The sequence below is a fragment of the Accumulibacter sp. genome, assembly GCF_029255145.1.
Lineage (GTDB): Bacteria > Pseudomonadota > Gammaproteobacteria > Burkholderiales > Rhodocyclaceae > Accumulibacter.
Window position 1 is genome coordinate 76,352 of sequence record NZ_JAPUVQ010000127.1, and the last position, 12,770, is coordinate 89,121.

The following is a 12,770-nucleotide window of genomic DNA, read 5'->3' on the forward strand; positions in this document are numbered from 1 at the left end:
GGCACCGGGCAACGGCGCCACGCCAGGTTTTGTTCACGCGGATCATCTCCAGAGTGTAACGGACGCGACCTTTCCCGCAGAGACTTTCCGAGCCGCCGCGCCGGCTGGTTGCAGCCCGCCCCCGAGCCTTGTTTTTACGCCCGCATGGCTGAACGCAGGATTAACGGGCGCTTCATCATCCGTTCAGGGTCAGCCAGGCAAAGTGGCGTCATGTCGAAACCGACCGGTGAGGAATCAACCATGAACAGGAAGGAAAAAACGCTGCTGCTGGGGCTCACGCTGGCGCTGGCCAGCGCCGCGGCCCAGGCCGCGCCACGCGACGACATGGTTGCCGGCTATGGCGTGGCGGCGAACAAGGCCGACCCGGCCTTCGCCGGGTTCTCGGCGGCGCGCGGCGAAGCCTTCCACCGCAAGTCGTTCGCCGGCGGCAAGGCCGATACGCCGGCGTGCACCAGCTGCCATGCCAACGACCCGCGCACAGCCGGCCGTACACCCGCCGGCAAAACCATCGAGCCGGTAGCCGTGTCGGCGAGCCCTGGCCGCTACGGCGATCCGGCCAAGGTCGAAAAATGGTTCAAGCGCAATTGTCATGACGTGCTCGGCCGCGAATGCACGCCGCAGGAAAAAGGCGACTGGCTCAGCTTCATGCTCAGCCGGTAGGCAGCATCGGTCATCAACTCCCTTCAATCCCGCTCCCCGGAGGACCCCATGAACATACCCTTCCGCCCGCTTGCCATCGGCCTGGTCACCGTCGCCTTTTCGGCGCTCCTTTTCCAACGGGCGCAAGCTGGCGGCAGCCACTATTTCGCGCCAGTCGGCGACCCTGTGGTCAAGGAGGAATGTGGCAGTTGCCACCTCGCCTTTCCGCCTTCGATGCTTCCCGCCAGTTCGTGGCAACGGATGATGGGCGATCTCAAGAACCATTTCGGCGACGATGCCAGCGTCGATCCGGCGACCGCCAGGCGGATCACCGACTATCTGCTGGCCAACGCCGGCGATGCCGGCGGTCGGCGCTACGGCGACAAGCTGCTGCGCGGCACGTCGACGACCAACGCGCCGCTGCGGATTACCGAGCTGCGGAAATGGGTACGCGAGCACCGTGAAGTTCCCGCCTGGGAGTGGAAGCACCAGGACGTCCGCACCAAGGCCAACTGCGTCGCCTGCCACGCCGCCGCGGAACGCGGCTACTACGAGGACTAGCCGGTCCGGATCGTGCCGACTGGCGAAGCGAGCGAGGTACCGACCATGCACACCCTTCTCACCTTGATCATTGCCATCGTCTCGCTGGCCTGGGGCTGGGAGGCTCTGATCGCCGGCGCGCCAGCCGGCGGCGCAGCGCCGTGGGTGCTACGCCAGGAGGCGCTGTACCTGAGCGGCCTGCTATCGATCTCGCTGCTGTCGGTGGCGATGTTGCTGGCCACCCGGCCGGCGTGGCTCGAAACGCCGCTGGGCGGCATGGACCGTGTGTACCGCACGCACAAGTGGGCGGGCATCCTGGCCGGCGGATTCGCTGCGCTGCACTGGCTGATCGAGGCCTCGAGCGAGCTCCTGAAAGCGATCGTCGGTCGCCAGGGCCGGCCAGCCAAGGAGAACTACAGCGGCTTTCTGGAAGTCCTGCGCGACCTGGCGGAAGACTTCGGTGAATGGGCGATCTACGTCCTCCTGGCGATGCTGGCGATCACCCTGTGGAAGCGTTTCCCGTACCGGCCGTGGCGTCTCCTGCACCGGGTGATGCCGGTGCTCTACCTGATGCTCGCCGTACACGCGCTGCTGCTGGCGCCCTGGGCGTACTGGAGTCGACCGGTAGGGGTGCTGCTGGCCGCGCTGATCGTCGGCGGCGTCTACGGCAGTGTGCTGTCGCTGGGCGGACGGATCGGTCGCTCGCGGCAGGTACCGGGCGAGGTAATCGACGTCGCCCACACCGCCCCCGATGTCCTCGCCGTACGCTGCCGCCTGGCCGAGGGATGGCGCGGGCATCGACCGGGCCAATTCGTCTTCGTCAGCTTCGATCAGGGCGAGGGCCGGCATCCCTTCACGATTGCCAGCGCTGACTGCGGCAAGCGCGAGGTTTCGTTCCAGATCAAGGCCATCGGCGACTACACGCGGACCCTCGCCAGACGCCTGACGGCTGGCCAGCCGGTGCAAGTCGAAGGGCCGTACGGGCGCTTCGACCTCGCTCACCGCCAGCGCGGAGCGCAGCAGATCTGGATCGCCGGCGGCATCGGCGTGACGCCCTTCCTGGCCTGGCTGGAAGCACTGCAGAACCGGCCCGGCGACGCGCTGTCAGCCGATCTGCACTACTGCAGCCGTGATCGCGACACCGATCCTTTCGTGTCGAAGCTGGCGGCACTGTGCGAGCGCCTGCCGGCAATCCGCCTGCGGATCCATGGCGCCATGCAGGGTCACCGGCTCAGCGCGGAGCAACTCGCCGCCGAACACGACCGCTCGCGCCCGGTCGAGGTCTGGTTCTGCGGTCCCCAGGGCCTCGCCGATGGACTGCACGCAGGACTGCGTGACGCCTGGCACGGCAAGCTGCGCTTCCATCAGGAGGCATTTGCGATGCGCTAGAGTAGCGCATCCGCAGATCTCGATAGAGCCTCGGCAACCGACACCTGCCCGGACCGCCGCGGCCGCCTGCAGGTTCGCACTCGGCGCCCGGTCGCAGCAGCCCGCCCGTCGCCGACATGATTGTCGGAAAACTTGACAGCGCGCAGTGTCAATGTCGCGGAGATGACGCGTTTTGGGAATCCGCGGCAAGGGCCTGCGTCGGCAAGTGCTTGATAATTCACCATGGAGCATTGCCATCGGCAGGACACTCAGGCATGGGCGCGAAATTTGCTTTGCACGAACGCTGTGCCGGCGCCGCTGTCGCTGGCGGGCAGCGTGCGCGCTCGGCGTTCCAGACCGGACGCACGCTTCACGGTAGCCTTTCACCATCAACAACCAGGGAGAATCCTCTGTGACAAATAGTTTACTGTTCGCCGCACTGACGGTTTGCGCCGCGGTTCCGGCCAGCGCCGCGAACCTGCTGAATAACGGATCGTTCGAAACACCCGACATTGTCGGGACCAACATTTACCACCTCTACAACCCGGGATCGACCGAGATTACGGGCTGGACGGTGCTTGGCGGCCAGGTACACAATACGCCCGACACCTACCTCGGGCTGAAAGCCAGCGACGGGCGGCAGTGGATCGACCTGACCGGCATTACCGGCTATAACAAGGGCTTGCGATCCGACGCCGTCGATACAGCCATCGGCAAGGTCTACACGCTGTCATTTGACGTCGGCAATTATCTGCCGTTTGGCTTCAGCACGCTCGGGATGAGCATCAACGGCGGCAACGAGCAGACCTTCACCAACCTGTCGCTGGCCAGCACCGCCACCTCGCCAATGAACTGGGCGCACTTTTCGCTGGACTGGCTGGCGGACGCCAGCACCGCGCAGTTCAGTTTTCTGGGCCGCGCCAACGGCGCTCTCAGTAACGACCTGGGAATCGGCCTCGACAATGTCTATTTCGCCGAGAAACAGACGACTTCCGGAACAATTCCCGAGCCGCAAACGACTGCCCTGATGGCTGCGGGGCTGATCGGGATCGCCGCCTTGCTGCGGCGGCGCCAGCACCTGCAAAGTTGATCAGCCTGGACGGGCAGCCGATGCGGTAGATCCGGACCACACCGCCACTTGACGCAAGACGCGTAAGCCGTCTCGCATCGGTCTGGTCGGTCTTGATTTCGCTTGGGCTGCGCTTGCCGCCCCAGCCTTGCACCTCGTCCCGCGGCGCACACGACGAAACAGCGGCACCGGCCAGGCGTTCTGCGCGGGTCGATGGCACCACCCGGCTCGACCGGCATTTCCCGGAATGCCGTGTTTGGGCTAACATCCGGGGCCCGGGTGGTCAACAAGCGTCCAGGCTTGTCCCCGCCCTCTCCGGAGAATCTCGAAATGACAGTTGTCCACACCCCGGCACCGCTTGGCAGCCGCCGTCCACCCAGAAAAGGGATCATCCTCGCCGGCGGCTCCGGCACCAGGTTGTACCCGGCAACACTGGCGGTCTCCAAGCAGTTGCTGCCGATCTACGACAAGCCGATGATCTACTACCCGCTGACGACGCTGATGATGGCAGGGATTCGCGAGTACCTGATCATCTCGACGCCGCAGGATACGCCACGCTTCGAGCAGCTGCTCGGCGATGGCCGGCAGTGGGGGCTGGACATCCGCTACGCCGTGCAGCCCAGCCCGGATGGCCTGGCGCAGGCCTTCATCATCGGCGCGGATTTTCTCGGCGACGGGCCTTCGGCGCTGATACTGGGCGACAACATCTTCTACGGACACGAGCTGGCTCGGGATTTGCAGGCGGTCAATGCCCAGCAGCATGGCGCCACGGTGTTCGCCTACCGGGTCAATGATCCCGAACGGTACGGGGTGGTCGAGTTCGACCACGGCGGGCGGGCCGTCAGCCTGGAGGAAAAACCGGCCGTACCGAAATCGCACTACGCGGTGACCGGTCTGTACTTCTACGATCACCGGGTGGTCGATGTGGCGCGCCGCCTGCAGCCGTCCGCCCGGGGCGAGCTGGAAATCACCGACGTGAACCGGCAGTACCTGGAATGGGGCGAACTGGGCGTTTCGATGATGGGCCGCGGCCATGCCTGGCTGGATACCGGCACCCACGAGTCACTGCTGGAAGCGAGCATGTTCATCCAGACCATCGAGAAGCGGCAAGGGCTGAAGATCGCCTGCCCGGAGGAGATTGCTTTCCACCGCGGTCACATTACCGCCGAGCAGCTCGCGGCGCTGGCGCTGCCGATGCAGAAGAACCCCTATGGACAATATCTGCTGGGACTGCTGAGCGAATAGCCGCAGCCTGGCGGGCGGGAAGCCGCCTCGCGACGACCGCCACCGATCGCTGGTGATCGCTCCTGATCGCCCATTGGTCCTTGCCAAATCCCGAATGCCGAGGCCTTGCCCATGAAGATCACCACGACGCAGCTCCCCGATGTCCTGATCATCGAGCCCCGGATTTTCGGCGACGCCCGCGGCTTCTTCCTCGAAAGCTGGAATCGCAAGGCTTTTGCCGACCGTGGCCTGGACGTCGATTTCGTTCAGGACAACCACTCGCGGTCGCGCAAGGGCGTCTTGCGCGGCCTGCACTATCAGCTGCACCAGCCGCAGGGCAAGCTGGTGCGGGTAACCAGTGGTGCGGTATTCGATGTCGCCGTCGACCTGCGCCGGTCGTCGCCGAAGTTCGGCTGCTGGGAAGGCGTCGAGCTTTCCGACGCCAATCAGCGCATGCTGTGGATTCCGCCGGGCTTTGGCCACGGCTTCCTGGTGCTTTCGGAAACGGCCGATTTTCTTTACAAGGCGACGGAGTATTATGCGCCGGAGCACGAGCGCTGCATCCTGTGGAACGACCCGGAAATCGGCATTCGCTGGCCACTCGACGGCGAGCCGGCGCTGTCTGCGAAAGACCAGGCGGGAGCGCCACTGCGCGCGGCGGAGGCTTACGCCTGACCGCCAGCGCGCCGGGAACGCGCACGCCGGCGGCGTGACGGCGTCGTGGGCTGGCGGAGACTTGTCGTCGGCTGGACGGCGCGCCGGCCCTACCTGCTGCAGACCGCCCGCAGCTGCTTGAGGTCGATGATTCCGGCCAGGACTTTCTCGATGCCGTCCATCTTGAGCGTGCGCATGCCTTCGTTGAGCGCGCCGGCGTGCAATTCGGCGACCCGCGCGCGCTGTTGAATCTGCTGCTTGACTGCCTCGCTGGCCGTCAGCAGTTCGTGCACGCCGACCCAACCCTGGTAGCCACTGCCGGCACAGGCGTCGCAGCTGCGCGCGCGGTACAGCGTGAAGCGGCCGTTGCTGGCGTAATGCTGCAGCCAGTCGGCGTGGACGCGCTCTGCGGCAGCCTGCGGGTCGCTCTGCCACAGAGTCGTCTGCCCGACTTCGTCGGCATACTCCACGAGCAGTTGCCGGAACTCTTCCGGGGTCGGCTGATAGGCCTCCCTGCAGGCCTTGCACAAGCGCCTGGCCAGGCGCTGGGCGAGGATGCCAAGCAGTGCATCGGCAAGGCTGAAGCGATCGATCCCGATGTCCAGCAGCCGCCGGATCGATTCCGCTGCGCCGCCTGTGTGCAGCCCGGCGAGTACCAGATGGCCGCTCAGCGACGCTTCGATGCCGACCGCCAAGGTTTCCCGGTCGCGCATTTCGCCGACCATGATCACGTCCGCGTCAGCGCGCAGGATGGCGCGCAGCACGGCCGCGAAATCGAGCCCGGCCGGCTGGTCGACCTGCACCTGGCGCAGTCCCTTGTGGGTGATCTCGACCGGGTCTTCGGCGGTCCAGATCTTCGTTTCCGGCCGGTTGAGGTGACTCACGATCGCATGCAGGGTGGTCGTTTTTCCAGACCCCGCCGGGCCGCAGACGAAGAACAGCCCATGCGGTTTGTCGATCAGCGCCTGCAGCCGTTCGAGGTCATGCGCCGTGATGCCGAGATCGTCGAGCCCGATCGGCTCGCCGGCAGCGACGATGCGCAGCACGACGTCCTCGATGCCGCCGGCGGTCGGCAGCGTCGCGACCCGCAGATCGATGTCCAGCGGCCCCCACTTCTTGAACTTCATTTCGCCGTGCTGCGGCCGCCGATGCTCGGCGGGGTCGAGGTCGGACATGATCTTGATACGGGCAATCAGTGCGCTGCGGTACGCTGCCGGAACTTCGCTGTACCGCGCCAGGGCGCCGCCGCGACGGAAGCGGATCAGCATCTTTTCCAGGCCCGGCCGGGGCTCGATGTGGATGTCGGAAACGCCCTGCTGGCAGGCGTCAACGATGACCTTGTTCACCAGCCGGGCCAGTTCGGTGTCGGCAGCGCCGCTGGGCGCCTCGGCGTTGCTGCCGTCATCGCTCGCGTCGTCGGCGTCGCCTTTGGACGAGAATCCAGCGACCGCATCGATCGGCGAAGGAGCGCCGAAGAACTGGCCAAGCGACTGCGCGAACTCGCGCTGGGTAGTCACCCGGTAGGCGATCGGGCGATCGGGGAAGACCGCGCTGGCCGCTCGCGAGCGCCTGAGCTGCTCGGGATCGACGGCCATGACGACCACCCCCTCGGCAGTCTCACCGATAGGCAGCCAGCGATTCGCTGCTAGAGAATCGACCGGGAGGTCTTTCAGCAGCTTCAACGGCCGGACGCGACCCGCCCGGAAGGGCTCATACGGGACGCCAAAGAATTTCTCCAGCGCCGCGCCGATGGCCGGCCGCTTGACGGCGAACTGGCTGCTCAGCAGTTCCTCAAGCTCGACGTCCTGCTGGCGGGCCAGCTGCCTGGCGCGGTCGAGTTCAGCGGTCGAGATCACGGCGTCGCTGACCAGTGCATCGTACTTGCCCGGGAGTGTCGGACGTGCTTTCTGGTGCTGCGCGAAGGCCACCGCCAGGGTTTGCGCAAGCGCCTGCACGCCTTCCTCGGCGACCACCGGGAACGGCGCATCCGAGCGGCTGTTGAGCAGTTGCACGACGCCCAGCAACTCGCCGTTCGCAGCGCTGCAGATCGGCGCAACCAGCATCTGCCGCGACCGGTAACCGGTGCGCCGGTCGACCGCATCGAGAAAGCGCAGGCTCGGGCTGTGGCGAAGCAGCTCGGCTTGATCGTGGACGTCGCGGATATTGACCGTCTTGCCGGTCGCCGCCACGTAGCCGGCGATGCTCTGCTCGCAGATCGGCAGGCGGATTTCGTGCTCCGCTGCAAGCCCCGTCTTTACCTTGGCGACGATGCTCTGCCGGTCGTCTCCGAGCAGGTAGATGGTCAGCCGTTCGCAGTGAAACAGGCCACAGATGTCCTCGGACAGCTCGAACACGATCTCGTCGGCGTTGTCGGTTCCGTGGATCTTGTTGGTCAGCCGCTGCAGGTTCTTGAAGAACCCGAGCCGACGACTCATGTCGCCGAGATTGTTGTCGAGAGACCAGGAGGTGCTCATGTCCAGGCCGTCATTGACCAAGGGGCGCAGCGGCGCCGAACTTCGGCCAGCGAAGTAAAACCCGCGGTCGGCAAGTCCGCGCTGATGGTCGCGATCAAGTGCACTGTCGGCTGCTCAAAACTCGAAAACCTGATTGTTCTGCAGCATCTTCGGCGCAAGATCACCAGCGCTCTGCTGGATTTCAGCCATGGTCAGCTCGGCCTGTCCAGGCTTGAGGTGACTGATATAGATCTCGGCGTCGATCGCCAGTTTGCGCAATTCGCTGGCCAGCATGCTCGGACACAGGTGTTTGGAGATTTCAGCGAGCCGCTGTTCACGATTGGCAAAAGCGGTTTCAATCAGCAGGTAACGCAGATTACCGATGCGATTAACCACCGGCCAGAAGGCATCGTTGACCGTCGTATCGCCGGTAAACACCAGACTTGCAGCGCCCGAGTCAAGCTGATAACCGACCGCCGGCACGGTATGCTCGGCTGGCAATGCGGTAATCATCCGCTGACCAAGGCAGACCGACTGCCCGAGAGTGATCGGCCGATATTGCATCAGCGGCTTTTCGCGACTCGGGATCAGCGTGAAGTCCGGCCAGATCGCCCAGTTGAAGATGTGCTTGCGGATGATTTCGAGGGTCGCGGCCGTCGCATGGACGGTCAGTGCCTGCTCGCGCAGGTCGCTCACCGAGTCGATCAGCAAGGGGAGCGAGGCGATGTGGTCGAGGTGGGAATGGGTCAGGAAGACATGGTCGATGCCGGCCAGTTCGTCACGCGACAGGTCGGCCACGCCGGTTCCCGCATCGACCAGGAGGTCATGGTCAACCAGCATCGCCGTGGTCCGCAGATGAGGCCCGCCGATTCCGCCACTACAGCCCAGTATCCTGACTTTCATGAGCACACCGCCCGATCCTCGCCGCTACCGCCTGGTGCCTGGCCGGAGCACGGGCGACAGCGCCGCCGACGCCATCGGAAGCGAAGGTGCACGTTCATCAGCTCTTCAAAAAGAATTCCATCTTAACCCCCGCCAACTCGATCACGTCGTGGTCCTGAAGACAGTGCGCCTGCGCGTCAAGAGACCTGCCGTTCACCAGCGGAAAGCGGTTCCCTTCGACATGCGTCAGGAAATACCCGTGCGGCCTCCGGGCAATCACCGCCACCTGCACGCCAGGTTTGCCGAGTGTCGTCAGCGTCTTGGTGAGCTGCAGCTCGCGGCCGGCATTGGAGCCGGTAAGCAACTGGATGGCCGCCGCCGGCAGCACGCTTGCCGGCGCAGGCACCGACTCCACGGCCGCCGCCATGGGGCCGCCGAGCCTGGCCACGTCGGGCAACGGGCCAGACTGAAACATCATGCTTTTGTCGTAGTCCGAGGATTCTCCCGGAGCCACCGGCACGGCCAGATACTTCATCTTGTACTTGCCAAGCTCGATGACGTCGCCATCTTTCAGGAAATGCTTCTTGACCGACTGCCCGTTGACCAGCGTGCCGTTGGTGCTGTTCAAGTCCTCGAGGAAGGAATCACTGAGAATGGTCACCACCGCCGCGTGCTCGCCGCTGATCGCCATGTTGTCGATCTGGATGTCGTTATGCGCCTTGCGGCCGATACTCATGCGCTCCTTGAGCAGCGGGATTTCCTTGAGAACCAGACCGTCCATGCTGAGTATGAGCTTTGCCATCGCCGTTTTCGTCCTTATCTAAACCATGACCAGAGTTTCGACCAGCGTCCCCGGCTTGCCGGGAATTCGTGCAGTACCTTGACCACTACCACCGAAATATTGTCGTCGCCGCCATTGTCATTGGCCATCTGGATCAACTGCGTTGCGGCAAGCTCAAGATTGGCGGCGGACATTTCCAGCACGTGCTGCATGTCGGCATCGTCAACCATGTCGTACAGGCCATCCGAACAGAGCAGATAGACGTCGCCCGGACGCACTGGATGAACGTGCACCTCGGCCTCCACCTGCGGATCGATTCCAACGGCTCGCGTCACCAGATTGCGGTTGACCGAGTAGCGCGCGTCCTCCCGCGAGATTTCCCCACTGTCGATCTGCTCCTGCAATAGCGAGTGATCGTGAGTCAAGGCCACGAACTCCTCACCACGCAGACGGTACAGACGCGAATCGCCAATATGCGCGACAATCAGCTGGTTGTCGCAAAATACCGTCGCCACGAGGGTGGTGCCCATCCCGCCGAAGCGCGACTGTTCCTCGGCCGCCCGATAGATCGCCGCGTTCGCTTCGGCGATATGCTCGACCAGCGAGCGCTGCGCGCACAGCAGTCCGGTCTGGCCGTCGGCTGCGTCTGCCGTAGCGCTCTGGAGAGCGTCTTCCAGGCCGCTTGCCAGGATCTTGGTCGCCATGCTGCTGGCCACTTCGCCAGCGTTGTAGCCGCCCATGCCATCGGCGAGAATGGCCATGCCGTGGTCGGCGTCGGCAAATACCGAATCTTCGTTCTGTCCCCGCACCTGCCCGGGGTCGGTGCGGATGGCGATTTCCAGCGCGCCCAAGAGACTGTTTGCCACATATCCTCCAGATAACTGCCCAACGGGCCGAAGCGGCTGCTGTTGCCGGCCCCTGACCATCGCGGCCGGCGCGGAGCCGATCCTCGCTGACCACCAGCGCGATGCGTCAGCGACCCATGACTAGCTCGCCATCAGGCCGCAAGCGCTTGCCGCAGCAGTCGCCGACGCACGCTGGTCGCACTTTGCCGGCGTCACCTTCCCGGAAAAACTCCCGGACGCGACCGGTCAATCGCCGCATCATTGGTGCATTCTGCCAACACTAGTCGCCATAAGGCAATTCGACGCCCAGACCACGCGCCCGGGCCAGCGCTTCGAGGCGGACAGCGACCGCCAGATCCTGCACGGCCATGCCCTGCGATTCGAACAAGGTGATCTCGTCGTCGGTCGTACGCCCCGGCCGGCGAGCGCAGATCACATCGCCGAGTTCGACCAGGCCGCGCGGCTGCAAGCGCCCTTTCTCGAGCATGGGCAGCAGATCGCCAGCCTCTCGCAGCGCCGTTTCGACGCTATCGACGACGATCGGCGAACAGCGCTTGAGGACGTCTTCACCCAGTTCGCGGCGAATCAGCGAATTCGATCCGGCGGCATTGAGATGGGTGCCGGGCGATAGCCAGTCAGCGCTGAACAGCGGCGTCGCCGCGGTGGTGACGGTGCTGACGATGTCGCTGCCACGCACGACCTCCTCGGGTGAGGCACAGGGGACGACGTCGATGCCCAGCCGTTCGGACATCCGCGTGCAGAAGGCCGCCAGGCGCTCGGCGTGGCGCGCATGTACCTTCACCCGCCGCAGCGGCCGTACCGCAGCCAGCGCTTCAAGGTGTCCCTCGGCTTGCCAGCCGGCGCCGAAGACCCCCGCCACCTGCGCATCGGGTCTGGCCAGCCAGCGCGTGGCAAGACCCGATGCCGCGCCGGTACGCATCATGCCCAGCCGGTCTCCTTCGAACACCGCCCGCAGGCGACCGGTCGATGCCTGGAACAGGTGCACCAGAAAACGCACGCCCGAACGGTTGCTGGTGTAGGCCTTGTAGCCGATGGCGTCGAGCTGTGGCAAGGCACCCTGCAGCAGATGCAGCGTCGTCTGCGGCAAGCGCGTCCGTTGCCGCGGCACGTCGCAGGCGTCCGGCGCCGAGAGCTGACGATGTGCCGCTTCGACCGCCTCCAGGGCCAAAGGCATGGTCAGCAGTTGCGCAACGTCTTTTTCAGTCAGGAAAAGGGCCATTTCTTTCTCGATCTAACTCCCGTCAAACGACCGGCATGCCTGCCCAGCTGACGCGCTGAACCGCACCGACGATTCTACCGGCAAATGACCAGCAATCGGCGACTGCGCATGGCCAACAAAAAAGGGCAGGCCGCGGCCTGCCCTTCCTGCCTGGCCCTCAGCGAGGACCAGGCGCGCCTAGATCAGGCCCTTGATCAGCTTGGCCATTTCCGACGGATCACGGGTCACTGTGAAGCCACACTCTTCCATGATCGCCAGCTTGGCGTCGGCGGTGTCTGCGCCGCCGGAGATCAGCGCGCCGGCATGACCCATGCGTTTGCCCGCCGGAGCGGTGACGCCGGCGATGAAACCAACGATCGGCTTCTTCATGTTGGCCTTGCACCACACCGCCGCGTCGGCTTCGTCGGGGCCGCCGATTTCGCCAATCATGATCACCGCGTCGGTATCGGGGTCGTCATTGAACATGCGCATGATGTCGATATGCTTGAGCCCGTTGATCGGGTCACCGCCGGTACCGACTGCCGTCGACTGGCCGAGACCGATTTCGGTCAACTGGCCGACCGCCTCGTACGTAAGTGTTCCCGAACGCGAAACGACGCCAATCCGCCCCTGGCGATGGATGTGACCGGGCATGATGCCGATCTTGACTTCATCCGGGGTGATCACGCCGGGGCAGTTCGGGCCGAGCAGCAGGGTCTTCTTGCCGCCGGCGGCTTCGCGCTTCTTCATCCGGTTGCGAACGACCAGCATGTCGCGAACGGGAATTCCCTCGGTAATGCACACCACCAGGTCGAGGTCGGCTTCGACGGCTTCCCAGATCGCCGCGGCGGCGCCTGGCGGCGGCACGTAGATCACCGAGACGGTGGCGCCGGTCTCGGCGGCGGCTTCCTTCACCGTGCCGAAGATCGGGATCCCCAGCAAACTCTCGCCGGCTTTCTTGGGGTTGACGCCGGCAACGAAGCAGTTCTTGCCGTTGGCGTATTCCTGGCACTTCTCGGTATGGAACTGTCCGGTCTTGCCGGTCATGCCCTGGGTGATGATTTTGGTGTCTTTGTTGATCAGAATCGACATGTTG

Annotated in this window: 12 protein-coding genes; 6 read left to right on the forward strand and 6 right to left on the reverse strand. The window is 64.7% G+C overall.

Translation table 11 applies throughout. The features are described 5' to 3' along the window. Positions 1–108 precede the first annotated feature (108 nt). From Q1L50_RS15090 to rfbC, 6 genes are all read left to right on the forward strand, one after another. Positions 109–660 (forward strand): DUF1924 domain-containing protein, encoded by a 552-nt coding sequence (locus tag Q1L50_RS15090; RefSeq protein WP_300340107.1) that lies wholly within the window; start codon positions 109–111, stop codon positions 658–660. A gap of 48 nt (positions 661–708) precedes the next feature. Beyond that, entirely contained in the window at positions 709–1,200 is a 492-nt protein-coding gene (locus tag Q1L50_RS15095; protein ID WP_300340108.1) for a diheme cytochrome c, read from the forward strand. Between the two features lie 45 nt (positions 1,201–1,245). Continuing rightward, positions 1,246–2,568: a ferric reductase-like transmembrane domain-containing protein gene (locus Q1L50_RS15100; protein WP_300340109.1), complete on the forward strand. Its 1,323-nt coding sequence runs from the start codon at positions 1,246–1,248 to the stop codon at positions 2,566–2,568. A gap of 391 nt (positions 2,569–2,959) precedes the next feature. Then, positions 2,960–3,637: a DUF642 domain-containing protein gene (locus Q1L50_RS15105; protein WP_300340110.1), complete on the forward strand. Its 678-nt coding sequence runs from the start codon at positions 2,960–2,962 to the stop codon at positions 3,635–3,637. Positions 3,638–3,946: 309 nt separating this feature from the next. Further along, a complete protein-coding gene (rfbA, locus tag Q1L50_RS15110) occupies positions 3,947–4,861 on the forward strand; it encodes a glucose-1-phosphate thymidylyltransferase RfbA (RefSeq protein ID WP_300340112.1) in 915 nt (304 codons plus the stop codon). A gap of 111 nt (positions 4,862–4,972) precedes the next feature. Further along, positions 4,973–5,515 (forward strand): dTDP-4-dehydrorhamnose 3,5-epimerase, encoded by a 543-nt coding sequence (gene rfbC / locus Q1L50_RS15115; protein WP_300340114.1) that lies wholly within the window; start codon positions 4,973–4,975, stop codon positions 5,513–5,515. A gap of 89 nt (positions 5,516–5,604) precedes the next feature. Here rfbC and Q1L50_RS15120 read toward each other — a convergent pair whose 3' ends face one another. From Q1L50_RS15120 to sucD, 6 genes are all read right to left on the reverse strand, one after another. Beyond that, positions 5,605–7,968 (reverse strand): GspE/PulE family protein, encoded by a 2,364-nt coding sequence (locus Q1L50_RS15120; protein WP_300340116.1) that lies wholly within the window; start codon positions 7,966–7,968, stop codon positions 5,605–5,607. Positions 7,969–8,082: 114 nt separating this feature from the next. Further along, the gene (locus Q1L50_RS15125) at positions 8,083–8,850 is read right to left on the reverse strand and encodes a 3',5'-cyclic-nucleotide phosphodiesterase (protein ID WP_300340118.1); all 768 of its coding nucleotides are present in this window, start codon (positions 8,848–8,850) and stop codon (positions 8,083–8,085) included. A 97-nt stretch (positions 8,851–8,947) separates the two neighbouring features. After that, complete coding sequence (locus Q1L50_RS15130) at positions 8,948–9,631, reverse strand: FHA domain-containing protein (protein ID WP_300340120.1); 684 nt, start codon at positions 9,629–9,631, stop codon at positions 8,948–8,950. 14 nt (positions 9,632–9,645) lie between these two features. Then, a complete protein-coding gene (locus Q1L50_RS15135; RefSeq protein ID WP_300340121.1) occupies positions 9,646–10,476 on the reverse strand; it encodes a Stp1/IreP family PP2C-type Ser/Thr phosphatase in 831 nt (276 codons plus the stop codon). Between the two features lie 259 nt (positions 10,477–10,735). Then, entirely contained in the window at positions 10,736–11,695 is a 960-nt protein-coding gene (locus Q1L50_RS15140) for an ornithine cyclodeaminase family protein (protein WP_300340123.1), read from the reverse strand. Positions 11,696–11,872: 177 nt separating this feature from the next. Beyond that, positions 11,873–12,766, reverse strand: coding sequence for a succinate--CoA ligase subunit alpha (gene sucD, locus Q1L50_RS15145; protein ID WP_300340124.1), 894 nt, complete (start codon positions 12,764–12,766; stop codon positions 11,873–11,875). Positions 12,767–12,770 lie beyond the last annotated feature (4 nt).

Excerpts from the sequence above, each read along its gene's own strand:
- Q1L50_RS15095 (WP_300340108.1), top strand. The coding sequence starts at position 709 with ATGAACATACCCTTCCGCCCGCTTGCCATCGGCCTGGTCACCGTCGCC.
- Q1L50_RS15100 (WP_300340109.1), top strand. The coding sequence starts at position 1,246 with ATGCACACCCTTCTCACCTTGATCATTGCCATCGTCTCGCTGGCCTGG.
- rfbA (WP_300340112.1), top strand. The coding sequence starts at position 3,947 with ATGACAGTTGTCCACACCCCGGCACCGCTTGGCAGCCGCCGTCCACCC.
- rfbC (WP_300340114.1), top strand. The coding sequence starts at position 4,973 with ATGAAGATCACCACGACGCAGCTCCCCGATGTCCTGATCATCGAGCCC.
- Q1L50_RS15120 (WP_300340116.1), bottom strand. The coding sequence starts at position 7,968 with ATGAGCACCTCCTGGTCTCTCGACAACAATCTCGGCGACATGAGTCGT.
- Q1L50_RS15125 (WP_300340118.1), bottom strand. The coding sequence starts at position 8,850 with ATGAAAGTCAGGATACTGGGCTGTAGTGGCGGAATCGGCGGGCCTCAT.
- Q1L50_RS15130 (WP_300340120.1), bottom strand. The coding sequence starts at position 9,631 with ATGGCAAAGCTCATACTCAGCATGGACGGTCTGGTTCTCAAGGAAATC.
- Q1L50_RS15140 (WP_300340123.1), bottom strand. The coding sequence starts at position 11,695 with ATGGCCCTTTTCCTGACTGAAAAAGACGTTGCGCAACTGCTGACCATG.
- sucD (WP_300340124.1), bottom strand. The coding sequence starts at position 12,766 with ATGTCGATTCTGATCAACAAAGACACCAAAATCATCACCCAGGGCATG.